The 25,768-nt window shown below is 54.6% G+C and carries 30 protein-coding genes and 1 riboswitch; of the genes, 12 read left to right on the top strand and 18 right to left on the bottom strand.

Annotation, left to right across the window (positions count from 1 at the left end):
- Window positions 1–101: 101 nt before the first annotated feature.
- Together ACW44H_RS01150 and glnA are read right to left on the bottom strand one after the other, a co-directional pair.
- Window positions 102–650: a DUF4124 domain-containing protein gene (locus ACW44H_RS01150; RefSeq protein WP_457506261.1), complete on the bottom strand. Its 549-nt coding sequence runs from the start codon at window positions 648–650 to the stop codon at window positions 102–104.
- A 150-nt stretch (window positions 651–800) separates the two neighbouring features.
- The gene (glnA, locus tag ACW44H_RS01145; protein ID WP_113269815.1) at window positions 801–2,207 is read right to left on the bottom strand and encodes a glutamate--ammonia ligase; all 1,407 of its coding nucleotides are present in this window, start codon (window positions 2,205–2,207) and stop codon (window positions 801–803) included.
- Between the two features lie 535 nt (window positions 2,208–2,742).
- On the opposite strand from glnA, the gene ACW44H_RS01140 reads away from it, so the two are divergent.
- The gene (locus ACW44H_RS01140) at window positions 2,743–3,366 is read left to right on the top strand and encodes a hypothetical protein (protein WP_457506259.1); all 624 of its coding nucleotides are present in this window, start codon (window positions 2,743–2,745) and stop codon (window positions 3,364–3,366) included.
- 85 nt (window positions 3,367–3,451) lie between these two features.
- Here ACW44H_RS01140 and ACW44H_RS01135 read toward each other — a convergent pair whose 3' ends face one another.
- Entirely contained in the window at window positions 3,452–4,483 is a 1,032-nt protein-coding gene (locus ACW44H_RS01135; protein WP_457506257.1) for an acyltransferase family protein, read from the bottom strand.
- A 175-nt stretch (window positions 4,484–4,658) separates the two neighbouring features.
- On the opposite strand from ACW44H_RS01135, the gene ACW44H_RS01130 reads away from it, so the two are divergent.
- From ACW44H_RS01130 to ACW44H_RS01105, 6 genes are all read left to right on the top strand, one after another.
- A complete protein-coding gene (locus ACW44H_RS01130; RefSeq protein ID WP_457506256.1) occupies window positions 4,659–5,663 on the top strand; it encodes an alpha/beta hydrolase in 1,005 nt (334 codons plus the stop codon).
- 54 nt (window positions 5,664–5,717) lie between these two features.
- Window positions 5,718–6,023 carry a hypothetical protein gene (locus ACW44H_RS01125; protein WP_457506254.1) on the top strand — a complete coding sequence of 102 codons (306 nt, stop codon included), beginning with the start codon at window positions 5,718–5,720 and terminating at the stop codon, window positions 6,021–6,023.
- A 208-nt stretch (window positions 6,024–6,231) separates the two neighbouring features.
- Window positions 6,232–6,903 (top strand): hypothetical protein, encoded by a 672-nt coding sequence (locus ACW44H_RS01120; protein ID WP_457506252.1) that lies wholly within the window; start codon window positions 6,232–6,234, stop codon window positions 6,901–6,903.
- A 308-nt stretch (window positions 6,904–7,211) separates the two neighbouring features.
- On the top strand, window positions 7,212–7,946 hold the full coding sequence (locus ACW44H_RS01115; RefSeq protein ID WP_457506250.1) for a metal ABC transporter ATP-binding protein: 735 nt from the start codon (window positions 7,212–7,214) through the stop codon (window positions 7,944–7,946).
- Entirely contained in the window at window positions 7,930–8,820 is an 891-nt protein-coding gene (locus tag ACW44H_RS01110; RefSeq protein ID WP_457506248.1) for a metal ABC transporter permease, read from the top strand. Before ACW44H_RS01115 ends, ACW44H_RS01110 begins: the two co-directional genes overlap by 17 nt.
- 34 nt (window positions 8,821–8,854) lie before the next feature.
- The gene (locus tag ACW44H_RS01105) at window positions 8,855–9,973 is read left to right on the top strand and encodes a metal ABC transporter solute-binding protein, Zn/Mn family (RefSeq protein WP_457506247.1); all 1,119 of its coding nucleotides are present in this window, start codon (window positions 8,855–8,857) and stop codon (window positions 9,971–9,973) included.
- Between the two features lie 22 nt (window positions 9,974–9,995).
- Here ACW44H_RS01105 and ACW44H_RS01100 read toward each other — a convergent pair whose 3' ends face one another.
- The gene (locus tag ACW44H_RS01100; RefSeq protein WP_457506246.1) at window positions 9,996–10,868 is read right to left on the bottom strand and encodes a LysR family transcriptional regulator; all 873 of its coding nucleotides are present in this window, start codon (window positions 10,866–10,868) and stop codon (window positions 9,996–9,998) included.
- A 160-nt stretch (window positions 10,869–11,028) separates the two neighbouring features.
- Between ACW44H_RS01100 and ampC the strand changes: the two genes are divergently transcribed.
- Window positions 11,029–12,192 carry a class C beta-lactamase gene (gene ampC / locus ACW44H_RS01095; protein WP_457508885.1) on the top strand — a complete coding sequence of 388 codons (1,164 nt, stop codon included), beginning with the start codon at window positions 11,029–11,031 and terminating at the stop codon, window positions 12,190–12,192.
- A 155-nt stretch (window positions 12,193–12,347) separates the two neighbouring features.
- Window positions 12,348–13,013, top strand: a complete 666-nt coding sequence (locus ACW44H_RS01090; RefSeq protein WP_457506245.1) for a cupin domain-containing protein — start codon at window positions 12,348–12,350, stop codon at window positions 13,011–13,013.
- Here ACW44H_RS01090 and ACW44H_RS01085 read toward each other — a convergent pair.
- Both ACW44H_RS01085 and gloA read right to left on the bottom strand, forming a co-directional pair.
- A complete protein-coding gene (locus ACW44H_RS01085) occupies window positions 13,010–13,378 on the bottom strand; it encodes a DUF6164 family protein (RefSeq protein WP_457506244.1) in 369 nt (122 codons plus the stop codon). The genes ACW44H_RS01090 and ACW44H_RS01085 overlap by 4 nt on opposite strands.
- 9 nt (window positions 13,379–13,387) lie before the next feature.
- Window positions 13,388–13,924 carry a lactoylglutathione lyase gene (gloA, locus tag ACW44H_RS01080; protein WP_457506243.1) on the bottom strand — a complete coding sequence of 179 codons (537 nt, stop codon included), beginning with the start codon at window positions 13,922–13,924 and terminating at the stop codon, window positions 13,388–13,390.
- A gap of 127 nt (window positions 13,925–14,051) precedes the next feature.
- A riboswitch (TPP riboswitch) is annotated at window positions 14,052–14,150 on the top strand.
- Between the two features lie 23 nt (window positions 14,151–14,173).
- Here gloA and thiM point away from each other — a divergent pair.
- The 3 genes from thiM to ACW44H_RS01065 are packed head-to-tail and all read left to right on the top strand — an operon-like array spanning window position 14,174 to window position 16,420.
- Window positions 14,174–14,983 carry a hydroxyethylthiazole kinase gene (gene thiM / locus ACW44H_RS01075; RefSeq protein ID WP_457506242.1) on the top strand — a complete coding sequence of 270 codons (810 nt, stop codon included), beginning with the start codon at window positions 14,174–14,176 and terminating at the stop codon, window positions 14,981–14,983.
- Window positions 14,973–15,632 (top strand): thiamine phosphate synthase, encoded by a 660-nt coding sequence (gene thiE / locus ACW44H_RS01070; protein WP_457506241.1) that lies wholly within the window; start codon window positions 14,973–14,975, stop codon window positions 15,630–15,632. The genes thiM and thiE overlap by 11 nt, the downstream gene beginning before the upstream one ends.
- A 50-nt stretch (window positions 15,633–15,682) precedes the next feature.
- The gene (locus tag ACW44H_RS01065; protein WP_457506240.1) at window positions 15,683–16,420 is read left to right on the top strand and encodes a DODA-type extradiol aromatic ring-opening family dioxygenase; all 738 of its coding nucleotides are present in this window, start codon (window positions 15,683–15,685) and stop codon (window positions 16,418–16,420) included.
- Here ACW44H_RS01065 and trhP read toward each other — a convergent pair.
- From trhP to rpmD, 12 genes are all read right to left on the bottom strand, one after another.
- Window positions 16,413–17,804 (bottom strand): prephenate-dependent tRNA uridine(34) hydroxylase TrhP, encoded by a 1,392-nt coding sequence (trhP, locus tag ACW44H_RS01060; RefSeq protein ID WP_457506239.1) that lies wholly within the window; start codon window positions 17,802–17,804, stop codon window positions 16,413–16,415. The genes ACW44H_RS01065 and trhP overlap by 8 nt on opposite strands.
- Window positions 17,805–17,944: 140 nt before the next feature.
- Window positions 17,945–18,820, bottom strand: coding sequence for a DMT family transporter (locus ACW44H_RS01055; protein WP_457506238.1), 876 nt, complete (start codon window positions 18,818–18,820; stop codon window positions 17,945–17,947).
- Window positions 18,821–18,911: 91 nt separating this feature from the next.
- A complete protein-coding gene (locus tag ACW44H_RS01050; protein ID WP_457506237.1) occupies window positions 18,912–20,240 on the bottom strand; it encodes a D-alanyl-D-alanine carboxypeptidase in 1,329 nt (442 codons plus the stop codon).
- Between the two features lie 320 nt (window positions 20,241–20,560).
- Entirely contained in the window at window positions 20,561–20,947 is a 387-nt protein-coding gene (gene rplQ, locus ACW44H_RS01045) for a 50S ribosomal protein L17 (protein ID WP_008959150.1), read from the bottom strand.
- 39 nt (window positions 20,948–20,986) lie between these two features.
- The gene (locus tag ACW44H_RS01040; protein ID WP_113269833.1) at window positions 20,987–21,982 is read right to left on the bottom strand and encodes a DNA-directed RNA polymerase subunit alpha; all 996 of its coding nucleotides are present in this window, start codon (window positions 21,980–21,982) and stop codon (window positions 20,987–20,989) included.
- A gap of 98 nt (window positions 21,983–22,080) precedes the next feature.
- A complete protein-coding gene (rpsD, locus tag ACW44H_RS01035; protein WP_113269834.1) occupies window positions 22,081–22,701 on the bottom strand; it encodes a 30S ribosomal protein S4 in 621 nt (206 codons plus the stop codon).
- Between the two features lie 12 nt (window positions 22,702–22,713).
- Complete coding sequence (rpsK, locus tag ACW44H_RS01030; RefSeq protein ID WP_007111985.1) at window positions 22,714–23,100, bottom strand: 30S ribosomal protein S11; 387 nt, start codon at window positions 23,098–23,100, stop codon at window positions 22,714–22,716.
- A 52-nt stretch (window positions 23,101–23,152) separates the two neighbouring features.
- Window positions 23,153–23,509: a 30S ribosomal protein S13 gene (gene rpsM / locus ACW44H_RS01025; protein WP_022520863.1), complete on the bottom strand. Its 357-nt coding sequence runs from the start codon at window positions 23,507–23,509 to the stop codon at window positions 23,153–23,155.
- Between the two features lie 124 nt (window positions 23,510–23,633).
- Complete coding sequence (gene rpmJ, locus ACW44H_RS01020; RefSeq protein WP_008959154.1) at window positions 23,634–23,747, bottom strand: 50S ribosomal protein L36; 114 nt, start codon at window positions 23,745–23,747, stop codon at window positions 23,634–23,636.
- Between the two features lie 63 nt (window positions 23,748–23,810).
- Window positions 23,811–25,142, bottom strand: coding sequence for a preprotein translocase subunit SecY (gene secY, locus ACW44H_RS01015; RefSeq protein ID WP_457506236.1), 1,332 nt, complete (start codon window positions 25,140–25,142; stop codon window positions 23,811–23,813).
- Window positions 25,143–25,577 (bottom strand): 50S ribosomal protein L15, encoded by a 435-nt coding sequence (gene rplO / locus ACW44H_RS01010; RefSeq protein WP_457506235.1) that lies wholly within the window; start codon window positions 25,575–25,577, stop codon window positions 25,143–25,145.
- A gap of 3 nt (window positions 25,578–25,580) precedes the next feature.
- A complete protein-coding gene (gene rpmD / locus ACW44H_RS01005) occupies window positions 25,581–25,763 on the bottom strand; it encodes a 50S ribosomal protein L30 (protein WP_022520864.1) in 183 nt (60 codons plus the stop codon).
- Window positions 25,764–25,768 lie beyond the last annotated feature (5 nt).

Raw genomic sequence — 25,768 nt, 5'->3', positions numbered from 1 at the left:
GGCAAAGCGGCGGGGATAGATGAATCGTTTTAGCGCAATCGCGACATTAAATGCGCCCACGATTGCACTATTTTAGTGCACTGAGACTTTTAATGGCCCTTTTAAGGAACCGTAATCGTCACCGCCGGGGTGCGGTGCTGTAACCGCTGGCTGCTGTCCAGTAACTCTGCTTGAAGTTCGTGCTGCCCCGCAGGCAGCCCCGTTAACCAGAAAACATCACTGTGCAGCGCGGTTTGGCTAATCTCTCCATTCACTAACAGCCGCACTTGGTGGTCTTCACGCAGCGGTGGCGCAATTGCCACCTCCACCGCGGTGCTTCGCTCCGTCAGGCGTGCGCCTTGCTGGGGCAGCGCAATAGAAAAGTGGTCATAGGGCATAAAGGGCTGCCCTGGTTTGCCACGTGGGCGCATAGCAGCGGGCGTGGTTTCACTGGAAGAGGACATCGCTGACTTTAATGCTGGCGGCAGGCTAGGCAATGGCGTCAGTTCTAATGCCTCGCCGCCACGGCCAGGGTTATCGGTAAACGTAATGTTGCCATGCTCATCGGTGACCCGGTAAACCGTTTGCCCGAACACCGTACCGCCCATTCCCCCCACGCCTAAAAAAGTGATCAGCACACCGCTCATCACGACTGCATTGACCTTGTTCATAGCCTCCCCTTGCAACGCTTCTCAGTCCCCAGTAACAAAAAAACCCCGCCGTAGCGGGGTTCTATTAGCCATCATTGTTACCACCACCTAGCTGATAGTAACAGCCAGTGTCGAGTAACGCTGATTAGCAGCTGTACTTAACAGCTGTACTTAACAGCTATAGTACATATCAAACTCGATGGGGTGCGTGGTCATACGAATACGCTCCACTTCTTCCATCTTGAGGTCGATGTAGGCATCGATCATTTCGTCGGTGAACACGCCACCCTCGGTCAAGAACGCGCGGTCAGCATCGAGTGCTTCCAACGCTTGGTCCAGGCTATGCGCTACAGTCGGTACGGACTTGCCTTCTTCTGGCGGCAGGTCGTACAGGTTTTTATCCATGGCATCGCCAGGATGAATCTTGTTCTTAATACCGTCGATACCGGCCATCAACATGGCAGAAAACGCCAGGTAGGGGTTAGCGGTCGGGTCAGGGAAACGAGTTTCAACGCGTTTGCCTTTCGGGCTAGCGGTATACGGAATACGGATGGAAGCAGAGCGGTTACGCGCGCTGTAAGCCAACATAACGGGTGCTTCAAAACCTGGCACGAGACGCTTGTACGAGTTGGTAGACGCGTTAGTGAACGCGTTCAGGGCACGAGCGTGCTTGATGATACCGCCAATGTAGAAAAGTGCCATTTCAGACAAACCCGCGTACTCGTCACCGGCGAACTGGTTTTGACCATCTTTCCAGAACGACTGGTGGACGTGCATACCAGAACCGTTGTCACCCACCAGCGGCTTAGGCATGAAAGTGGCGGTTTTGCCGTAAGCATGTGCCACGTTGTGGATCACATACTTCATTTCCTGAACTTCGTCAGCTTTCTTCACCAACGTGTTGAATTTAACGCCGATTTCGTTCTGACCTGCGTTAGCAACTTCGTGGTGGTGAACCTCAACCGTCTGGCCAATGGCTTCCAGCGTGTTACACATCGCACCACGGATATCGTGGAAGCTATCAACCGGGGGAACCGGGAAGTAGCCGCCTTTAACGCGCGGACGGTGGCCTAAGTTGCCGCCTTCTACTTGATTACTGGTCGCCCAAGCACCTTCGTCAGACGTGATTTTATACATGGAACCCTGAATGTCAGACTTCCAATGCACTTCGTCAAAGATAAAGAATTCAGGCTCAGGACCAAAGAAGGCGGTGTCGCCCAAGCCAGTCGACTGCAGGTAAGCTTCTGCACGCTTAGCAATAGAGCGCGGGTCACGATCGTAGCCTTGCATAGTGGCCGGCTCGATGATGTCGCAGCGAAGTACGAGTGTGGCATCTTCGGTGAAGGGGTCAAGGTAACCAGTACCGTCTTCCGGGCTCAGAATCATGTCTGATTCGTTAATACCCTTCCAGCCTTCAATAGAAGAGCCATCAAACATTTGGCCATTCTCAAAAAACTCTTCGTTCACATCACGGGCAGGCACAGTCACGTGCTGCTCTTTACCGCGCGTGTCGGTGAAACGCAGATCTACCCATTTAACATCATGTTCTTCAATTAGCGCGAGAGTCTTGGCTGACATAGTGTCCTCCGGTATGAGCGTGGCTTAAAGCTAACGACAGTAAGCTACCGATAAAAGTGTTGTTCGACAAAATACGTGCTAAACCGCACGTTTGTCATTCTTGTTCACTCAACGTTTGCCTGCATTGAAATACAAAACCGTTCAGCGAGCATTTCAGACCGGCTATCGTTTTAGCACGCCGCAAGGCTTATGCCTACGACCCGCTAGCCGCTACAAAATACAATGCAGAGAGCATGCCAAATGTGCACCAATATGGCATAGAAAAAACGTAAGCAACTGTTTCTTAAATATTTAAAAATAGATTCTGATGCATCCTGATGACGCATAAAGTCCAAAGAGCTGCTAACAAGCCTCTTTAACAACCTTTGACGCACCAAAATAGAACAAAAATAACCGCCAATGCACCAAAATGTGCACTAAAAATACTGAGCACCCTTTTTTGGCCCGCAAGCTTTTTTACTTGCTACTCAAATGAAGCAGATACTACAATAAATTACAATTTGAGAGATTTGCTCACAATCGGAGTCGGCAAATAATGAGGTCGGTCTGCTTTATTGTTGATGCAATGGTAACGGGCGCGCAGTTACCACGCCATTTACAATCCATACGTGAATCCGGTGTCGCCGACCACTTGTTGCCCATTTTGGTGACGGGCACTCAAGCGAATGCGCGTCTAACCTCTATCGGGCAGCGTTATCACACTCACTGCCTGATCACCCCTGCGCAACCACTGGGGGCTCGCCTCAATAAAGCCGCATTTACAAGCCAAGCGGCGTGGCTAATCATTGCGCTGCAAAGAAAACCACTGCCTGCCAGTTTATGGGACGCACTCTACCCGCAATTAAACACCTACACCCTTGATGCGTTAATCGTTAGCCTTACCCAGCCATCGCTATCAGAGCGGTTATTGAGGCGTTTATTGGCAAGCGCACTGATAATGCCACCCTATATTGCCGTGAGGCGTGCATGGTTTGAACGTTTAGGTGGGTTCGACCCTGAGCTGGATGAAGACAGTGCAATAGAGGACTTTTTGCAACGCTTACATGCCTGCCCCACCCGCTTTAAAACTTACAGTGGCCACTTGCTTAGCCAGGCGGACGAGCCAGGCACCTCCTCGCTGCCAAAAGCCCCTGAACCCGCTTTCACACCATGGTCGTAATGCTCGCTTTACCCTGATGAATCTTATTACTCTCTTTATTTGCCTTCTGCTACTAGCCTCTTAACGCCTAGCTTATCTAGCTATTTTAATAACTTACCTTCAACTGCTTGCCGAATAGCATGGAACCGAGCGTAGTGATATTGGCTAGCTTATTAAGGGCAACGGATCCCACGCCGCCTACCACGATAAGCACCAGCGCATACACCCCAATAGGCAGCGACAAGGGCTCAACAACCAGATCGGTAAGCACAAAGAACATCGGGTGTGCCAAGTAAATGCCAAACGAATAAACGTTAATGTGGCGCACCCACAAAGGCGCAGGCCGCCCGGCCAGATAACGCATGGCACAGAGCGTAAACAGCACAAAGAAAGGGATTACCCACACCTCTTTGGAGGAAAACTCCAGCCAACCCTCAAAGGTAGCTGCAATAATCAGCGCCACGAAAAGTGCCAGCCACACCGGGCGGGCCATCTGCTGCATCCAGGCTGGGCGCTCCACTAGCACGCTCTCAGGGGCTAGTGGGTAGTGTTGCACCAGCACCAACGCCAGGAAAAATACATAGAGCCACCCTAGCGGCGCGATCCACAACAGATAGCCTGGCCAGTCAACGTTAAACCAGTAAGCAAGCCCCCAATAAGCCATGCTGATGACACAGGCGGCCCACAGCCACGGTACAGGGTTCAAGCGCCATAGCTGCCAGCGAGTAAATAACCAATAAGCGACGTAAAACTGCATGGCAATGATTAAGAAATAACCATGCCACCCCGCGTATACGTAATATTCAATTGCATTGGCCAAGAACCCTACCGGCTCGTCGGATCTCAGTCGTCTTAACCATTCAGCAGTCGAATAAATAAAGCCATATACAAAGTAAGGCACCATCACATACTTCACGCGCTGGGCAAGAAACCCCGCCGGCACGGACTTAGCGTAACGAACTGCGAACACAAAAACCGAGATAAACAAGAAGATCGGCGTACCTAGCACCAGCGGTAGGCGCATTAAATCGGTAGCTACATTATCGAGACGTTGATTGACGTGATCTAATAAGTGAAACAAAAAAACGGCTATACAGCCGTACGCACGTAACCAATAAATTTCTTCAACTTTCTGCATCAGCCCTCCCGCCGCCAGCTAGCCTTACGTTGCTATTATTAGGGATTATTATGAACAACTAAACTGCTTAACTGTCCTGAATGTCTATGATGAACAACCTAAATGGCTATGATGAATAAGTCGTGTCGCCATGCTGTCCGATCTCATTGAAGCGTTTTAATTCCCCGGAGGAAACGTGTTTACCCATAAGCCACCCCTCTCCTCATACCGGTTAAACGCCCTATTCACTACATTGATTGGGTGGCTAACCTTCAGTGGTCATAGTTTAGCCAGCGAGGTTGAGCACCATCATTTTTATTCGTCTACGCTAGGCTACGATTACCCTTACAGCGTTTATTTACCCGACAATTATGACGCCCAAGCGACAGCCGCTTATCCGATCGTTTATATGCTGCACGGCTCTTTTGGCACTGACCGCGACTGGGTAGCACGTGGCAACTTGCAGCAGGTGGCAGACAGGCTTATTCGCGCCGGGCATATTCCACCGACCGTTTTCATTATGCCCGGTAGCCGTAGTTGGTGGGTGGATGGCCACAACGAACCCGCCCGTAGCGCATTTTTTAACGACCTGATGCCGCATATCGAAGCGACCTACCGCGTGGGTCAAGAACGCCGACTGCGAGGAATAGCAGGGCTTTCCGCCGGTGGCTATGGCGCGCTCAACTTTGCCCTGGAGCGGCCGGAGCTGTTTGCCGCAGTAGCCGCGTTAAGCCCCGCCAGCTACGTTCCCCTGCCACCACGCAACTCCTCTGCCTGGCGCCACCCGGCGTTTCGCAATGACCAGGGGCAATTTGATCAAACGCTTTGGGAAACGCTTAACTACACCGCCCATCTCGAAGAGTACCGCTTGCAGGTAACCCCCCGCGGTATCGAAGATGAGGGCGACCTTTCCCCCGTACCACTGTATATCAGCGCAGGACGCAGCGATGTCTACGACGCAGAATTCCACGCCCGCTTACTGCGCCAAGCCATGGAGCGCATTCAGCCCAACGACGTGCGACTCGACCTTTACCCCGGCGGCCACACCTGGCAAGTTTGGCGTGCCAGCCTGCCAGCAGCGCTCAATTTCCTGTTCCAGTACGTGGGGCAGACAGATAGCGTAGCGGTAGAAGACGAGCAAGCTACGGCAGAACCCCCAGCGGAAGAAAGCACCGAGAGCATTGAGGAAGTAAGCGGTTGAAGGCACTACACTAAAGTCACACCAGCAACACTTAACACGACAAGGAAGACAACGATGCATCAACATATCGAATGGGATGAACCCGGCAGCGCCAGTGTTATTGACTACTTTAAAAAACACCCTGATCACAATGGCCAACCCGACCCTGGCGACATTATTTCCGCCCGCTACCAAGGCGCCATGGTACGGGTCAAAGTTGAAGCGTACCGGGAAGACGACGCTGTCAGCATCGGCGAAGTCGCCGCGATCATCGATTCTCACGGCAAGCGTCACCAAAGCCATAACAAGCTGGAAGTCGGCCACATCGTCAGGGTACCCGACGATAAACGGGCGATGGAAACACCGCCCAAAGAAGATTAAAGCCTAGCGTTTTGGCTAATTAAGCTGATACAGCCACCCAACGCGGTGGCTGTTCTGTGAGCTTGAAGTGTGCACAAGCGTTGTTAAACAACATTATGCTTTAGCGCTACTGATCCAACCCCCTTGTCCTTGCCTGAATCTACCCTCTTCTTATTTGATTTGCGTGCTACGCTTATCGCTAATGTTCTCTTTATATAGGCTCTTCACCATGCATGCTTTTCGTCTTTTCGCCGCGTTGGTTACCACCGTGTTGATCGCTCTGCCCGTCTCTTTTCAAGCCCAGGCACAAACGGGCGGGCAATGGAATGAATACGATGGGGTCTTTGAGGACGGCGCTCGCCATGCCAATGTTTGGCAATGGGGCTGGACGGGCATTTACGGCACTAGCTTGGCGGTGAACGCTTACCAATCGAGTGAAGCGAGCGATGACGATGACCGTTTTGATGCGCGGGTGGGTGTGGTGAAATCCGCCCTGGCGTTGGGCGGCATGTTCACGGATCGCCAGCCGCACCCGGCGGCTTTGGCCGAATATGAGCGCTTAAAAGCCAGCGGTGATTTAAGTGGCGTGCAGGCGCTGGGGTTACAGCTTGCGCAAGCTGAGCGCGAGCGGCGCGGCTGGGGTGCTCGTGTTGGTTCACTGGTGGTCAATGGCGTGGCGGGCGCGGTGATTGCCGCCGATGGCCGTGAAAGCGATGGCGCTATCAACTTTGCGACTGGCATGCTGGTCAATGAGCTGCAGATTTGGACGCAGCCGAATCAGGCATCGTCAGCGATTAACCGCTTCCAACCCGCTAATCTATCGCTGGGGCTGATCACTATTCCTGGTGAATACGCACTGAACGTGGGGCCACAGCAGCTGGGCGCTACCTGGCGTTACTGATTCACGCCATCCTCTCTGGTTTTCCTCTAAAGCGCTGGCGGCGGTTTGCTGCCAGCGCTTTATCTTTGCCAGCTCGGTGTTAACGGGTAAAATATCCAGCAATTTTTTTGGCTTTGCCAAATGTTATGTTATAACCTATTTATATTGAACGAGGGCTCTCTCATGAGTGAGCATACACATCGCCATAACAAGGAAGGTCCTTGTCACTTTTCCTTGATGTCGCTGTCGGCTGTTAAACGGTTATTGTTTGTTGCTGTGCCGCTGTTAGTGCTTTGGGGTTTGGTGACTTGGGCAGGCGGGTGGCTAGGATGAGTCAACGCTCTTTATCACGCTTACAGTTACATGACCTGCACCTGGCTCAAGCGCGCCGCACGGTGCTTGAACACCTTGAAGGCGACTTTCAACCGGGCGCGATTACTGCACTGATTGGTGCTAACGGGGCCGGCAAAAGCACCTTGATTCAAGCGATTATGGGTGAACTTCGTCCTATTAACGGCGAAGTGGTGTGTACGGTGCCCAAAGAGCGCCGGGCGTGGCTACCCCAGCAGTTAGCGTTGGACCTGACCTTCCCGATGAGTGTGGAAGAGTTGGTAATGACCGGCAGTTGGCCTAGCCACGGGGCGCTAACCGGCTACTGTGCGGGCCATTACCGCAAGGGGCGCGAGATCATGGCACGCCTGGGTATTTCGCACTTGGCCCACCGCCCGTTAGGCGAGCTTTCCGGCGGCCAGCGCCAACGCGCGCTGATTGGCCGTACCCTGATGCAAGAAGCTGAACTACTACTGCTTGATGAGCCGTTTGCCAACGTGGATAGCGAAACCGTGGATATTTTAATCCGCATTTTGCGTCAGATGGCGGATGACGGCGCGACGATTGTTGTCGTACTGCACGATATGGATCACCTGCAACGCTTGGCCGACGAAGTGCTGATGCTTAACGGTGGCCACGGCCGCTGGGTCGCGCCCAGTGCCCTCTCTCATCAACACGCCCCTGCCCAAGTGGTGCCGTTTAATGCAGGAGGTCGTCATGTTGGACCTGCTTAATGCTTGGTTGATTAGCCCGTTCGATTACGGCTTTATGCGCCGCGCGGTGGTGGGTGGTTTGGCACTTTCGTTAGCCGCGCCGCCGCTAGGGGTCTTTTTGGTGCTGCGCGGCATGAGCCTGATTGGCGACGCCATGGCCCACGCGATTCTGCCCGGCGTCGCACTGGGTTTCCTGCTGGCAGGCTTCTCGCTACCCATCATGAGTATTGGTGGGGTGCTGTTTGGCTTGATGGTCGCGCTGCTAGCGGGGGCGGTGTCGAAAATGGGCGGTCAACGCGAAGATGCCGCCATGGCGAGCTTTTTTATTATTTCGCTGGCCGCCGGCGTTATGCTGATTTCATTAGGTGGCAGCAGTGTTGATCTTACCCACGTGCTGTTTGGCTCGATATTGGCGATTAACTCCACCGCGCTACTGCTGATCGCGGGCATCAGTACGCTGATTGTGGTGACGCTGGCCATAGTGTTTCGCGCCCTGGTGGTTGAGTGCTTGGACCCGCTGTTTTTACGCGGCCAGAGCCGCCGTAGTGGATGGGTACACAGCGTTTTTTTGGGGCTGTTAGTGCTGAATTTAACCGCCGGCTTTCAAACCCTGGGTACGCTGATGGCAGTGGGGTTAATGATGCTGCCCGCCACCTCGGCACGCTTTTGGAGTAAACGCTTGGAGGGGTTGATCGGCATCGCGATTGTGCTGGCCATGGTGTCGAGCACCGGCGGCCTGCTGCTCTCTTTCCATCTGGATATCCCTTCAGGCCCCAGCATCATTTTGCTGGCCGGGTTTGGGTATCTCTTTTCGGCCCTGTTTGGTCGCTACCACAGCTTGGCCGCCAAACTGCGGCGTAAAACAACGCCGTTGGCCGCAGAGCAAGGGCTTTAATCGTCGTCTTTCTATTTACCGTAAGGAGTGTTGTATGCCGCTTGCCTATTTATCATCTCGGTCATCGCGCTGGTTAGTGGGTGTTTCCGCGATGTTGGCGCTACCTGCCGCTATTGCTAATGAACGTGTTCAGGTTGTTACCAGCTTCTCTATCCTGGCGGATATGGTAGAAAACGTAGGCGGCGAGCATGTCGACGTGACCTCATTGGTGGCTGCCGATGGCGATGCGCATGTTTACTCCCCGAGCCCCGGTGATGCACGTTCATTGGCAAACGCTGATTTAGTGGTGTTCAACGGCCTGCTGTTTGAGGGCTGGATGGAGCGCTTGATTAGCGCCAGCGACTACTCAGGTGCCTTGGTGACCGCAACCGATGGCATCAAACCGCTCTCTTTCGCCGAACATGACGGCCACGATCACGAAGAACACGGGCATGATGAGCACGGGCATGATGATCATGACCACGAAGAACATGCCGGACATGACCATGGCGATGAAGATCCTCATGCCTGGCAGGATATGCAGCAAGCCAAGGTGTATGTGACCAATATCCGCGATGGGTTAATCGCCGCGGATGCCGAAAACGCTGATGCCTATCGCGCCAATGCGGAGCAGTACTTACAGGAGATGGCCGAGGTAGACGCTGAGATTCGAGCGTTGATTGAAGAGATTCCGGCTTCAACAAGCGTGATTACCGGTCACGACTCCTTTGGCTACTTCTCAAGCGCTTACGGCGTGAACTTCCTCTCCCCGGTAGGGCTTTCGACGGAAGCCGACCCAAGTGGCGCCAGCATGGCTGCGCTAGTGGATGTGATTGAGCAGGAAAATGTCGAAGCACTGTTCCATGAGAACATGACCAACCAGTCGATCATCACCCAGCTAGCCGAAGAGACCGGCCTGCCAATTGCCGGTACGCTCTACGCGGATGCCTTGGCAAGCGAAGACGAGGCAAGCACCTATCTGGGCATGATGCGCCACAATGCGCAGGTGCTGCATGATGCGCTGGCAGAGCCGGGCCATAACGATCACGATCATTCTCACGACCACGACCACGACCACGACCACGACCACGACCACGACCACGACCACGACCACGACCACGACCACGACCACGACCACGACCACGACCACGACGATCATAGTCATAGCCACTAGCCGTTAACGTCAATAGCGCTGCTCAGGTATTGATGGCCGTGAGCAGCCACTCCCGGAAAGACGCCATGGCGTGGGTTTCTGGGCGTGTTTGCAGCCGCGTTAGCCAATAGCCTCCCAGACTGACAGCGGTGTCGAAAGGTTGTACCAGCGCACCGCTGCTCAGTTGCCTTGAGAACATCAGCGGTGGCGCCAGCGCGACACCTGCACCCTGCATGGCCGCTTCCACCATGGCGATGGAAGAGTCAAACACAATGCTTTTCGTCATCGGAAAGCTGCGTGGCAACCCCGCCGCCAATAGCCACTCGGTCCACTCATCGGCGCGATAAGAGCGCAGCCAAGTTTCACCCAGCACGTCGGCCGGGGTGTTGAGCCGCACAGCGATATCGGGTGTGCACATCACTGAGAGCGCCGCCGGTAACAGTGGCTGGGCTGCGGTAGCGTGCCAGGCACCCGTCCCAAAGCGGATAGCAAAGTCGAGCCCTTCAGCAGCAATATCCGCGCGGTTGTTATGGGTGGAAAGTCGTAAGTCGACAAACGGGTACTGCTGCTGAAAATCGCCTAACCTCGGTAGTAGCCAGCCAACGGCAAAGGTCCCTACTACGCCGACGTTTAGTATTTCTCGGTAGCTGCTCTCGCCCACTCGACCCAGCGTGTGCGATATCTGGTCAAAAGAACTCTTCAATACCGGCAGCAGCAGCTCACCCTCTTGGGTAAGCATTAACCCTCGCGGCAAGCGGGTGAATAGCGATACCTTCAGCTGGGTTTCGAGCAGCTTAACCTGATGGCTAACTGCTGCCTGGGTCACATGAAGCTCTTCTGCCGCTCGGGTAAAGCTCAAATGCCTGGCCGACGCCTCAAAAGCTCGCAGGGCCTTCAACGGCAGATAGGGACGCACCACCTTACCCCCAAATTTTTCTAATGGCTTATGCAAAATATCGCTGTTTGTGAATTGCCGCAGCGCGCCGTAAGTTAGCCACTGTCACGCGCTTTGCAGCTGGGAATAACGCCTAGCTTTCTTTCGGCATTAATCACAACGGGATTCCGGTATGCGTAAGATGTTAGCAGCAAACTGCGGCCTTATCATGACAGGTTCGCTTTTACTCAACGGCTCTTTATGGGCATCCGGCACGCCTGAAAGCACCGATATTGAGGCGCGGGTGAACGATACTATCGCGCCTTTGATGGCCGAGTATCGTATTCCAGGCATGGCGATTGCACTGAGTATCAACGGCCAGCAGCACTACTTTAATTATGGCCTAGCCAATCAAGAAGCGGGGATTCCGGTCACCGATGAGACACTGTTCGAACTAGGTTCTGTCAGCAAGATTTTCACAGCAGCACTCGCTGGCTATGCCCAGGCTAACGGCGCGCTCGCGCTTTCCGACCCGGCCAGTCGCTACCTACCGGAACTTGAAGGCAGCGCCTTCGATAAAATCACGCTGCTGGAACTGGGCACTTACACCGCGGGCGAGCTTCCGCTGCAGTTCCCAGAAGCGGTGCAAAGCGAAGAGGCAATGATTGACTATTACCGCCAATGGCAACCTGAATCCGCCCCTGGCAGCCACCGGCTCTATTCCAACCCGAGTTTGGGCCTGCTCGGTTATCTCGCTGCACAAAGCCTTGGTCAGCCCTATGAGAGGGTGATGGAAGAGGCGCTGTTCACCCCGCTAGGGCTTGAGCATAGCTACTTTCAGGTGCCCGAAGCGCAGCAGGTGCAATATGCCTACGGTTACTCAAAAGAGGACGAGCCCATTCGGGTAAACCCTGGCATGCTGGATGCCCAAGCCTACGGTTTGAAATCGACAGCTGCTGACGTGCTCTCTTTTGTGGAAGCTCACCTGAATGATACGGTACAGGACGAAACCCTACGGCAAGCCTTGGCCGCGTCGCGCACAGGATACTTTAGCATTGGCAAGATGACCCAGGGCCTGGGCTGGGAAAGCTACGCCTACCCGGTGGCGCTTGAGCAGTTACTGAAGGGCAATTCGCTTGAGATGATTTTAGAGCCCAACCCTGCCAACCGCTTAACGCCCCCCTTGGCCCCTAGGCAAGAGGCGCTTTATAACAAAACCGGCTCAACCAATGGCTTTGGCGGCTATGTGGCCTTTGTGCCCAGCGAGCAGATCGGTATTGTGATGCTGGCTAACCATAACTATCCCAATGGTGCCCGCATAGAGGCAGCGCACCAACTCCTTAGCGCGCTGACGGAAACTCTCTAAGCCTCTCTCGTTTAACGCAGCCTAGTGCCGCCATTGGCGGCATCTTTTCATTTCTGTAATGCTACCAATACAACCGAAAGTTGCATTTCTTGCTGTCAATAAGGAGACTATTACTCCTCCCCGATACTTACCTTCACTGCGAAGAGCCCTTTCCCATGCGTCTAAACGCCGATTTTAGCCACTTTGCCTGTGTTACCCCCGAAGAGTATCAGTGGGTCGATTCCCCCAGCGCTGGGGTTGAGCGCATGATGTTTGACCGCATTGGTGATGAAGTAGCCCGCGCCACCAGCCTCGTCCGCTATGCGCCCAATACGCAGTTTGATCGCCATACCCATGGCGGTGGCGAGGAGATTCTGGTGCTGGAAGGTGTATTCGCCGATGAACATGGGCGCTACGCGGCGGGCAGCTACTTACGAAACCCCATTGGTACCGGCCATACACCCCAGATTGGCGAGGAAGGCGCGCTGATTTTTGTCAAACTACATCAGTTTGACCCCAACGACACGCTACAGCTGGCGGTGCCTGCTCATCGGCTTCCCTGGCAGCCGGATCGGCGCCCGCGCATTGCCTACAAGATGCTGCACACCTACAAGCAAGAGCGCACTAGCCTGGAACGCTGGTCGGAGGGGACCTCTATTTCCTACCCCACGTTGCTGGGCGGCCTGGAATTTTTGATTCTGGAAGGCACGCTTAGCGATAGTGAGCAAAGCTACACGGCAGGCACCTGGTGCCGCTACCCGAGCGGCTCAGCACCGGCATTAACGGCCGGTGAGCAGGGCGTCATGATGTACCTCAAACGCGGCCATCTACCAGCGGCTTAGGCTCGCGACAGGCCCAAAAATGGCAGAAGTGTGAGGGCCGCAATAAGTCCTACGGCCAACAGCACCAGTAACACCTGCAGCGGATGAGCGGCTAGACGACGCCACAAGGTTTCTGCCTCGCCCCGTTCTACCGCTGCTTGATGCTCACGCTGAGCGCGTTCCAGGCGCTCAGCTTGGTAGGCGTCTAACACCGCGATGGCAGCGTCGTGCTGGTGTGGGTTGCGCAGCCAGATAGCATCGACCCCCAAGCGGAAAAAGCCCGCCTGGGTTTCATAGGTATCAAAGCCATGGGCGGCGAGCAGGTCGCGCACTTCCATGGCTTCTTCGTCAGTTACATGGCGCAGCCGGAACAGTAGTTTAGCCATTGATAGGCCTCATGAATCGCTCTTCGCCACCATCAAGTCCGCTTGAATCACTTCGATCCAGTAGCCATCCGGGTCTTTAACAAAGATAACGTCTTTCATCTTGCCCTGGTCGGCGCGCTTGACGAAGGTAACATCGTGCTCGTCGAACCACGCCTGGGCCGCCGTTAAATCCGGCACGTTAAAACAGATATGCCCAAAGCCTTGCGGTTCTGCATTGCCATCGTGATAGGCGAAATCGTCCTGGCTTTCGGTTCCCCAGTTGTGGGTCAACTCTAGCAGCCCTTTCTGGCTAAAGGTCCAGGCCGTGCGCGCTTGTGCATCATCTGGCACGTTATCGCTTGGCTCTAGGTTGGATAAAGAATAGAGCGAGAACTGCATCTCTTCGAAATCCAGCCGCCGCATTACCTGCATTCCAAATACTTTTGAGTAGAACGCCAATGCTTGCTCGGGATCTTTTACCCGCAGCATGGTGTGGTTTAAACGAAACCCTTGGGTTTGCGGGGGCGTATCGACGACACCAGGATGCTGCTCACCTTGAAAACTCATCACGCTCTCCTGTCGCTGATGTGGATCGTTAACGGCTTATACCGCTTAACATGGGGGCTGAGGCGCCATATTTCCACCCACTTCCCTCTCCCTGGGCTTTACAGGGCCAACACAGCCAAGGATAGTGATCGTTCGGCAGGGGCGCTCGCCGTTATTAGCGAGCTGAGAAGAACCCTTTGAACCTGAACCGGATAATACCGGCGTAGGGAGTCGTGGTACCGCTTACCACCTCCCCGCCGGGAGGATACTATGACCCTACCTCCGCTTGGCGATTATCTTGCGACGTTACGCACAGCGACACCGCTAGTCCATTGCATGACCAATTATGTCGCCATGAACAGTACGGCCAACCTGCTGCTAGCCACTGGCGCGTCACCCGCCATGCTACATGCCCCAGAAGAGGTGGCTGAGTTCACCGCTATTGCGTCGGGGCTATCGATTAACATCGGCACGATTTCTTCCCACTGGGCCGATGCCATGCTGACCGCCACGGCAACCGCTGACCAGCACGCTATCCCCTGGGTGTTAGATCCCGTTGCCGTTGGCGCTACCCGCTATCGTCAAATGCTCTGCGCGAAGCTGCTTGCCTCTAAACCAAGTGTCATTCGTGGCAATGCGTCTGAAATTCTTGCCCTTCACGGCTTAGCTGACCAGGGGCGTGGTGTGGATTCAACGGCTCCCACCGAGCAAGCTATCAACGCAGCGATAGCGCTGGCAAAGCATCACGACTGTATTGTGGCGATGACCGGCGAAAGCGACTGGGTGACGAATGGCACACAGCACTACCGTATTCACGGTGGCCACCCCTTAATGCCCCAGGTAACAACGTTAGGCTGCGGCCTAAGCGCGCTGGTCACTGCATTTGTAGCGGCCAACCGTGAAGCCCCGCTGGAAGCCGCCGCCACAGCGCTCGGCTGCTTTGCCGTTGCTGGTGAGCGGGCGGGTAAAACAGCGCAGGGCCCAGGCAGTTTTCAAGTCGCTCTGCTGGATGCGCTTTATCAACTGACCCCTAACGACCTCACTACCCATGCGCAGTGGGAGGCAATTCATGGCGTTTGATCTCTCGCTTTATTTGGTGACCGACGCTGCGCTTTGCGACGCTTATGGCCTAGAGCAAACGGTAGAAGCAGCGGTAAGCGGCGGTGTCACCATCGTCCAACTACGTGATAAGCATGCCAGTGATGAGCACATGACTGCTCAAGCCAAGCGGCTAAAAACGCTATTGGCGGGCACCGGTGTGCCACTGATCATTAACGACCGTTTGCAGGTAGCGCTGGAAAGCCAAGCAGACGGCCTGCACGTCGGCCAGAGCGACGCTGCCGTGCATGAAGCCCGCATCGCGATGGGCAAGGATGCCATTATCGGCCTATCGATAAACACCCTCGCCCAGTTACAAGCCGCCCCGGTAGAGCTACTGAATTACGTGGGGCTTGGCCCGGTCTTCGCCACCGTTAGCAAACAAGACCACGCTCAACCCATTGGCTTTGATGGACTCGCGCAATTAGCCAACGCCTGCCCGCTGCCTAGTGTGGCTATCGGCGGCTTGAAAGCCGAGCACGCCGAGCGCGTCAGAACGGCTGGCGCGCAGGGCTTAGCGGTAATTTCGGCCATTTGTGGTCAACCTAGCCCTTACCAGGCAGCGCGCGCTTTTCAGGCTTTTTCGAACCAGGACTTTTCCGACCCAGGTAACCGTTCACCCTCCCACTAGATGAGAGTATAAATAACCTATCAAACACTGGCACCGCGGTGGAGACTTCCATGTTACCCAGCCTTTTTATTTCCCATGGTTCGCCCATGCTGGCACTCAATAAAACCCCGGCTCATGCCTTTCTACGCGAACTGGGCAGACAGCTTTCACCCAAAGCGGTGGTCGTGGTCTCGGCGCACTGGGAGAGCCTCACGCTCAAGGTCAGTGCCAGTGCCAAGCCAGAAACGATCCATGATTTTGGTGGCTTCCCACGGGCGCTGTTTGAGTGCCAGTACCCCGCCCCTGGGGACCCAGACCTGGCTGAACGACTAGCCGGACTACTGGGCGCCGAAGGTGTAGAGCGCGGCCTTGATCACGGCGCTTGGGTGCCTCTTTCCTTGATGTTTCCTGATGCCGATGTACCGGTCGTTTCTCTGTCACTTCCCGTCCGCTGGAGCAATGCGGAGCTTGTAGCGCTGGGTGAACAAATAGCAGCGCTAAGGGAAGAGGGTATCTTGATTATCGGCTCGGGCAGCCTGACTCATAATCTTTATGAAATCATGCCCCAGGAGAGCCCTATGCCCGCCTGGGTAGATGAATTTGCCACTTGGGTGAGTGACCGCCTTATCGCCAATGACCGTGAAGCGCTTCTTAACTGGGAGAACGCACCACAAGCGCAGAAAAACCATCCGACACCAGAACACTTCCAGCCGTTGCTGGTGGCCATGGGGGCAGGAGACGGCGCCAAACAACTGCATCACAGCGTAGAGCACGGCGTGCTTGCGATGGACGTTTATGCGTTTAGCTAATCGCTACCCCTAACGATTCAGGGTGTGCTGCGTTGGAAGGCGCGAGATCACGCATTAACAGCGCAAACTCAAGCTGTTCAGGGGTAATGCTGGCACCGAGCACGGGGATTTGCACACGGTGCCCAGAGCCCGGTGCCGCGGATAGGGCTTCGCCCCGCTGGTTCTCGATATGGGTGAGCACAAAACGGTGATTACCCCCGGGTAGCATCAGCTCCATGCTATCTCCCACCTCGAAGCGATTTTTAACCTCTATTTCCAAAGTTCCACGCGCCGAGTCGTACCCCAACACTTCACCGACGAACTGTTGATGCACACCAATAGAATGCCCCTGCTCGTAATTTTGGAATTCACCATGGACATGGCGTTGGTAGAAGCCTTCGGTGTATCCCCTATTGGCCAAGTTCTCAAGCTCATCCATTAGCCCCCGATTAAAAGGACGCCCCGCAACCGCATCATCAATGGCTTGCCGGTAAACTTGCGCGGTACGCGCGACGTAATAATGGGATTTCGTGCGCCCCTCGATCTTTAGCGATGCTACCCCTATTTCCGTCAACCGAGCCACGTGCTGCACCGCGCGCAGGTCCTTGGAATTCATGATGTAGGTACCGTGTTCGTCTTCATACACGGGCATCAGCTTGCCAGGGCGGGAAACATCTTCAATCAGCGCCGAGAGCTCGTTTTGATCGGCGGCAAAAGCCGGGCCGCTACCCTGAGCAGGTATTAAGTCGCCTTTATCATCGTGGCTGGCGGCCACTGTGTTGTACTTCCAGCGACAAGCATTGGTGCAGGTGCCCTGATTGGGGTCACGATGATTGAAATACCCCGATAGCAGACAGCGCCCCGAATAGGCGATACACAGCGCACCATGGACAAAGGTTTCAATTTCCAGATCGGGGCACTCGGCGCGTATTTCGCCGATCTCGTTCAACGATAACTCCCGGGATAAAATAATGCGGCTAATGCCCTGGCGCTGCCAGAACCTGGCAGCGGCCCAGTTAACGACGTTTGACTGTACCGACAGATGGATCACTTGATCCGGCCAGCGGTCACGCACCATCATTATCAAACCTGGATCTGACATGATCAGCGCATCGGGGCCGGCTTCAATCACCGGTTCCATATCTTGTAGGTACGTTTTTAGCTTGCTGTTATGCGGGGCAATGTTGGATGCAACGTAAAACTGCTTGCCTCGCGTATGGGCGTAGTCAATACCCCGATGCAGGTTATCAATTTTAAAATCGTTGTTGCGCACCCGGAGAGAATAGCGCGGCTGCCCCGCATACACCGCATCGGCGCCATAGGCAAACGCGTAACGCATGTTCTTGAAGGTACCCGCAGGGGAAAGCAGTTCGGGAGCTTGCTTGAGTCGTTCGGGGGCTTGCATCAACAGTCACCGTTATCAGGACGATGGTACGCAGCGTGCTGCGACGAAAAGGTTGGATTATAACCAGCCCAAGCTCGCTGTCCGGGCCAGCTGACCAATTCGATGACGTAGATCAAAAAGTAATCGTTCGGTGGCGTTTGTTAAGCCGTCGGACGACGCTTGAGGGTCGTTCTTCGATCGTGGTATGCCACCGCTAGCCCGCTGCCCATTATCAAGGCGCTGCCTACCCAGACCCAGAGATCCGGCATTTCGCCCCAGAACCACCAGCCCAGCAGCACCGCCCAGAGCATGGCGGTGTAATCAAACGGCGCGGCGATGGCCGCGGGCGCAAACCGAAAAGCCAAGGTAATAAAGGCGGTGGCAGCAACGCCCAGCACCCCGGAGGCGAAAAACCCCACCCAATGCCAAGGCTGAGGGGCCTGCCACACCCAAGGCAACGTTACGGCCGTCACGACAAGCGGCACACAGGTCATGTAAAACAGCATTGCCCATAGATGCTCACGAGCGCCATAACGACGGGCGGTAATCATCATCAGTGCATAAAACAGTGCGGCCCCCACTAACACCAATGCGCCAACTTGAAGCGCATCGCCATTAGGACGGACGACGATCAACACCCCAACAAACCCGACTAACGAAGCGATCAGCACGGGGGGATCAATACGCTCACCTAATAATGGTACCGATAGCAGGGTAACAAACAGCGGTGCTACAAAGGCAATGGCCGTGGCTTCTGCTAGCGGTAAAAGCGTTAACCCTAATACGAAGCAGACCATGGTAGCGGTGTAGATTAAGCCGCGCAGAAGGTGCACCCCCGGCCGCTTGGTACGCAGTTTACGCAAACCGCCGGCAAAATGGGCAAGCAGCGCAATCAATGGCAGTGAGACTAAAGCGCGGAAGAAAATAATCTGCAGCGGCGAATGCACTTCGCCTAACCATTTGGAAACGGCGTCGCCTAGGGCGAGAAAAAGCACGCCCAAACACATGCAGAGTATGCCTTTCAGCGAGGTGGTCACCGCAATCTCCCTGTTAACTGGTCAATGAAAGTGCCAAAAAAGAAAAACCCCGCCAATTAGCCATTGGCGGGGTGATGACAGGCCACACCCCCTACAAGCTGGCGTTGACGACCATGCAATCCATACCTTGGGAGTTCAGTTGGCGGCAAGCTTGACGAGCGCGCTGCTCGTCCAATGCCATTAAGCGAGCACGGTAAACCGGATTCTGGCCCTCGACAGTATCAATAGCTACGCGACCACCTAAATTTTGCGCGAGACGTTGAGATGCCTGCTGGGCAAGTTGCCGCGCCTGCATTTCTTGGCTAAAGGCGCCTACTTGAATTCCCCAAACTGCCACTGTTTCATTCGCCGATGCCAACTGCTGCTCATGCTCAATAAAGGCTTGAAGTGGATCTGGTTGAGGCAGCTCCTCCTCGGGTGCGGGGCGATGAACGCTAGCTAAATCGGCCAATTGCTCTTCCAGATCTGCAGCTGCGGCTGCCGCTGACGCGACCTGCGGCGACAGTGCAGTTGTTTCTACCACTGCCACGACAGGCTGACGAGTTTCAGGCGTGGTTGGAGCAATCGGCTGAGCAGGGGGGGCAAAGGCCATAAATTCGCGTGAAAAGTTGGTATCCGCCATCCAACTGCGCTGATCACGCAGCGACGCACGCAGGAAACTGCGGTCTAACAAGTTAGCCATATGAGTATCACGCGACTGGGATGAAAAACCACCCATGACCACCCCGACCAAACGTCGATTACCACGCATAGCTGTCGTCGCTACGTTAAAGCCGGATGCGCGAATAAAACCGGTTTTCAACCCATCGGCACCGGGATAGTCACGCACTAAGCGATTATGGCTGGTGTGCCGTGTACCGCGATAGGTGAATTCTTGCAGGCCAAAGTAGTGATAGTACTGTGGAAAATCCTGCATCACGCGTACCGAGAGGGTCAGCATATCCCGCGCAGTGGTGATCTGGCCCGCATCCGGCAAGCCTGACGCATTGCGAAAGGTCGTCGCGTGCATGCCTAACTCGCGTGCCTTGGTGGTCATCATTTGCGCAAAACGCGCTTCCGTCCCCCCTAATGCTTCGGCGACGACGGCGGCAACATCATTGGCCGAGCGAACGGCGAGTGCGCGTATCGCCGTATCGACAGGAATAGAACTACCCGCTGCAAGCCATAGTTTCACAGCGGGCTTGGCAGCTGCGTAAGGGGAAACAGGTAGCGGTTGATCAAGGCGCAACTCACCCTCTTCAAGCGCCTCAAAGGTTAAGTACAGCGTCATCATTTTAGTCAGCGATGCGGGATAGCGCTGATCGTCGATATTCTCGGCGTAGAGGACTTCGCCATTATCCAGGTCTACCACAATACCAGCATAGCGTGGGTTCTCGGCGTGGGCACTGGTGATCATCGATAACATGAGTAGCAATAGCATACTCAGTGACCATACCGCTGACGCTCCACTAGCGCCTTGTTTTACCCTCGCACACATACATGCCCCTTAACCTGGTTATCAACGCGCTGTGACTAGCCTACCGCCAAACTACCTTGCCACACTCAAAGTGCAACGCAAGGCTTTCCCCCGCTCAGCGTAGCAATGCTTGTCTCAATCAAATAAAAATTGAGTATATGCGAATAATAAACAGAGTATATACGCAGTTAAGCATAGAAAAGAGAAGATAAATGAGTGATATAAAAAAACCGACCACGAAGGGTCGGTTTTCATTTGCTGGTAAAGAAACTTAGCGCAGAGAATTACTCTTCTGCAGCGGCTTCTTCAACAACCGGACGATCAACTAGCTCAACGAACGCCATAGGGGCGTTGTCGCCGGTGCGGAAACCGCACTTAAGAATACGGACGTAACCGCCCGGACGCTCGGCATAACGCGGACCTAGTTCGTTGAACAATTTGCCGACGGCTTCTTTAGAGCGCGTACGGGCAAATGCCAAACGACGGTTTGCAACGCTATCCTGCTTAGACAAGGTGATCAGCGGCTCGATAACACGACGCAGCTCCTTGGCTTTCGGCAGGGTTGTCTTAATGACTTCATGCTCGACCAGCGAGACAGACATGTTCTTGAACATGGCCTGACGATGCGAGCTGGTACGATTCAGATGACGACCACTCTTACGATGACGCATGGTTGTAATTCCTTACCAAACTGGGACTCAAGTCGACGCTCACGCGGAGGCCTTGTCGTCCTTCAGGCTTGCCGGTGGCCAATTTTCCAACCGCATGCCGAGGGACAAGCCGCGCGCCGCCAATACATCTTTGATTTCATTCAAAGACTTTTTACCGAGATTCGGTGTCTTCAACAGCTCAACTTCTGTGCGCTGAATAAGATCACCGATGTAATAAATATTCTCGGCTTTTAGGCAGTTCGCGCTGCGAACGGTCAACTCAAGATCGTCTACGGGGCGCAATAGAATAGGATCGACATGATCCTCTTCCTCTTCGACTTCCTGTTCTTTATCAGCTTCCAGGTCGACGAAGGCGGCCAGCTGCTCTTGCAGGATGGTCGCACTGCGACGGATAGCCTCTTCCGGATCCAGGGTACCGTCGGTTTCCAGATCGATAATTAGCTTATCGAGGTCGGTGCGCTGCTCAACACGAGCGGCTTCAACCGAATAGGAAACACGGCGGACAGGGCTGAAGGTGGCATCCAGCTGCAGGCGGCCAATAGCCCGTGACTCTTCATCAGAGCCGCGTGCGTCAGCCGGTTCGTAGCCACGACCCAGCGCTACCTTAAGCTGAATTTTCAGCTCGGCACCTTCATTGACATGAGCAATGATGTGGTCCGGGTTGACAATTTCGACGCTATGATCAAGCGCAATGTCGCCAGCGGTGACGACGGCTGGGCCCTGCTTGTTCAGCGTGAGCACCGCCTCATCGCGGCTGTGCATCTTGATCGCAACATCTTTCAAGTTCAGGAGGATTTCAATGACATCTTCCTGCACCCCTTCAAGCGCACTGTATTCATGCTCAACGCCGGCAATTTCAGCCTCTACCACGGCACAGCCGGGCATAGACGAAAGCAGAATGCGACGCAGTGCATTCCCCAGGGTGTGACCAAAACCACGCTCGAACGGTTCGAGTACGATCTTGGCGTGATGTGCGCTGATTTCTTCGACCTTGATGTCGCGAGGACGGAGAAACTCTGTCACTGAACGCTGCATATGAACACCTTTCAGGCTGCCAAACGGATACTTGGTACTCGGTACGACCTGGCGCGGGCGTTATACCCACACCAGATTGACAAGAAACAGAACACTGCTTACTTGGAGTACAGCTCGACGATCAGGTTTTCGTTGATGTCGGCAGTCAGGTCACCGCGTTCAGGCAGAGCCTTGAAAGTGCCTTCCATCTTCTTGGCGTCGATTTCGATCCAAGCGATATCGCCACGGTTGGCCGCAATGGACAACGCGCTTTGAATACGTGCTTGGTTTTTCGCCTTTTCGCGAATGGCAACAACGTCACCCGGCTTCACTTGGTAGGAAGCTACGTTAACGGTGCGGCCGTTCACGGAAATCGCCTTGTGGCTGACCAGCTGACGCGCTTCAGAGCGAGTCGAGCCAAAGCCCATGCGGTAGACGACATTATCCAGTCGGGATTCGAGCAACTGCAACAATACCTCACCGGTCGCACCTTTCAGGCGAGCAGCTTCTTTGTAGTAGTTACGGAACTGTTTTTCGAGTACGCCATACATGCGGCGTACTTTTTGCTTCTCGCGAAGCTGCAAGCCGTAGTCTGAAAGACGTTGACGACGCTGGCCGTGTACACCCGGGATTTGCTCGGATTTACACTTTTTCTCGAAGGGAGTCACACCGCTCTTCAAAAAGAGGTCTGTGCCTTCACGACGAGACAGTTTGCACTTCGGTCCAATATAACGAGCCATGAATCTGTCTCCTTAAACGCGGCGTTTCTTCGGCGGACGGCAGCCATTATGGGGAATGGGCGTCGCGTCTACGATGCTTTGCACGCGGAAGCCTGCGGCATTCAATGCGCGCACGGCGGATTCACGACCGGGACCTGGGCCTTTAACCAGTACGTCTACGTTTTTCACACCATACTCGGCTGCAGCAGTTGCTGCACGTTCGCTTGCCACTTGAGCAGCGAACGGGGTGCTCTTGCGAGAACCACGAAAACCCGAACCACCGGCAGTTGCCCAAGAAAGAGCATTGCCCTGGCGGTCTGTGATCGTCACGATCGTGTTGTTAAAAGAGGCATGGATATGCGCAATTGCGTCCACTACCTGCTTTTTAACCTTTTTACGGTTACTACGCGGGTTAGCCATGTTGATGTCTATTCCTGTCGTTACGCCGGCTCTCTATTAAAGAGCCTGCGTATTATTTGCGGATCGGCTTACGCGGGCCCTTACGGGTGCGCGCATTAGTCTTAGTCCGCTGACCACGCAGCGGAAGACTACGACGATGACGCAGACCACGGTAGCAGCCTAAGTCCATGAGACGCTTAATGTTAAGCGTGACATCACGACGAAGGTCGCCTTCTACGGTGTACTTGCCAACTTCAGAACGCAGGGTGTCGACTTCTTCAGAAGACAGGTCCTGGATCTTGGCAGTAGGCGCGATACCGGCTGCTGCACAGATGTGCTCAGCACGGGTACGGCCAATCCCGAAGATATAGGTCAGCGAGATCGCCGCATGCTTGTTGTCCGGGATATTGACGCCTGCAATACGGGCCATCAGCTTACTCCGAAATTTGAGCGGCTTGCTCGTTTATTCATCTACAAAAGGCGCAACAGCATACCCCTTTGAGTGCCCTAAGGCAAGGGGTATGCTGGCACCCGCTTAATACAACCCAGGGGGATTAACCCTGGCGCTGTTTGTGCCGTGGCTCGCTGCAAATGACGCGGACAGCGCCATTGCGACGAATGATCTTGCAGTTACGGCACATTTTCTTTACGGAAGCTCGAACTTTCATCGATCTTTCTCCAAAAACCGGCTCGCGGCGCGCCCTCTCTAACTTAACAGGGGGGACGGCGCCTCAGCGCATGATACCGCCGCTACCGTAGCCTTTCAGGTTGGACTTCTTCATCACTGAGTCATACTGATGCGACATGAGATGCGACTGCACCTGGGCCATGAAGTCCATGATGACCACGACTACGATTAACAACGAGGTACCGCCGAAGAAAAACGGCACGTTCCACGCCACAATCAAGAACTGGGGCATCAAGGAAACCGCAGTGATATACAAGGCACCGAACAGGGTCAAGCGTGTCATGACCTTGTCGATATAGCGAGCGGTCTGCTCGCCGGGGCGAATGCCCGGCAGGAAAGCGCCTGACTTTTTAAGATTGTCAGCCACATCCTTGGGGTTGAAGACCAGCGCTGTGTAAAAGAAGCAGAAGAATACCACTGCCGCCGCGAAAAGCAAGATGTAAAGCGGTTGACCTGGGCCTAATGCCTGAGATGCACGCTGCAACCACTCCATACCTTCACCGGCACCTACCCACTGACCAATAGAGGCCGGGAAGAGTAGAATACTGGAGGCAAAAATCGCCGGAATAACACCGGCCATGTTGACCTTCAAAGGCAGGTAGCTACTTTGCCCTGCATACATCTTATTGCCCACTTGACGCCGAGGGTAGTTCACCTTGAGGCGGCGTTGGCCACGTTCAATGAAAACAACGAAGGCGACAGTCGCAATACCTAACGCTGACAACGCTAACAGTGGCAGAACATTCCAGGCCCCTTCATTACGGGCAAGCTCGAAAGCTTGGCCCACGGCACTGGGTAGTCCAGCGACAATACCGGCAAAGATTAGCAACGAAATACCGTTGCCAATGCCCTTCTCGGTAATCTGCTCACCTAGCCACATCATAAACACCGCACCCGACACGAACGTGATCACGGCGGTGAAGTAGAAGCTGAAGTCAGCACTGTACGCGATGCCTTGGCTAGCCAGGCCGACGGACATACCGGTTGCCTGGACAAACGCCAGTATCACCGTGCCGTAGCGGGTGTACTGGCTAATCTTGCGGCGGCCAGCCTCACCCTCTTTCTTGAGCTGCTCAAGATGAGGGGAGACCGCAGTCATGAGCTGCATGATAATCGACGCCGATATATAGGGCATGATACCCAGGGCGAGGACACTCATGCGCTCCAGAGCGCCACCCGAGAACATGTTAAACATGCCTAGGATGGTACCCTGTTGCTCCCTAAACAAGGCAGCAAGCTGGTCAGGATTGATACCGGGAACGGGAATGTGGGCACCAATACGGTACACCACGATGGCGAGGAGCACGAAGCGCAAACGCGCCCACAGTTCACTCAGACCGCTGCCCATCGACGGCATTTTTCCTGACTTGGCCATTTAGTCCTCTACCTTGCCGCCAGCGGCTTCGATCGCTTCACGGGCACCTTTGGTGACCTTGATTCCGCGAACGGTAACCGCTGTTTTTAGTTCGCCAGAAAGGATGATCTTCGCGTGTAGCGTAGAATCCTTCAGCACATTGGCTTCTTTCAAAGAAGCCATGGTGACTTCGCCACCGGCAACTTTAGCAAGTTCTGCCAGGCGTACTTCTTCAGAGACCAGCGACTTTGCAGACGTAAAGCCGAATTTCGGCAAACGACGCTGCAAAGGCATCTGACCGCCTTCGAAACCGGGCTTAACACTGCCGCCACTACGTGCTTTCTGACCTTTGTGACCACGGCCACCGGTCTTACCAAGACCGGAACCGATGCCACGACCAACGCGCTTTGCAGCGTGTTTGGAGCCCGGAGCCGGGCTTAGGTTATTGAGTTTCATGGATTACTCTCCCTCAACGCGCACAAGGTAATTAACCTTGTGGATCATGCCGCGTACGGCAGGGGTGTCTTCCAGTTCAACCGTATGACCGATGCGACGCAGGCCCAAGCCTTTCATAGTAGCCTTGTGCTTGGGCATAATGCCGATGGTGCTGCGGATCTGGGTAACCTTGATCGTTGCTGCCATGGTGC

Source organism: Vreelandella sulfidaeris Esulfide1 (genome assembly GCF_054072535.1).
Note: the sequence above shows the minus strand (reverse complement) of the source record. Positions and strands in the feature narration are given on the sequence as shown.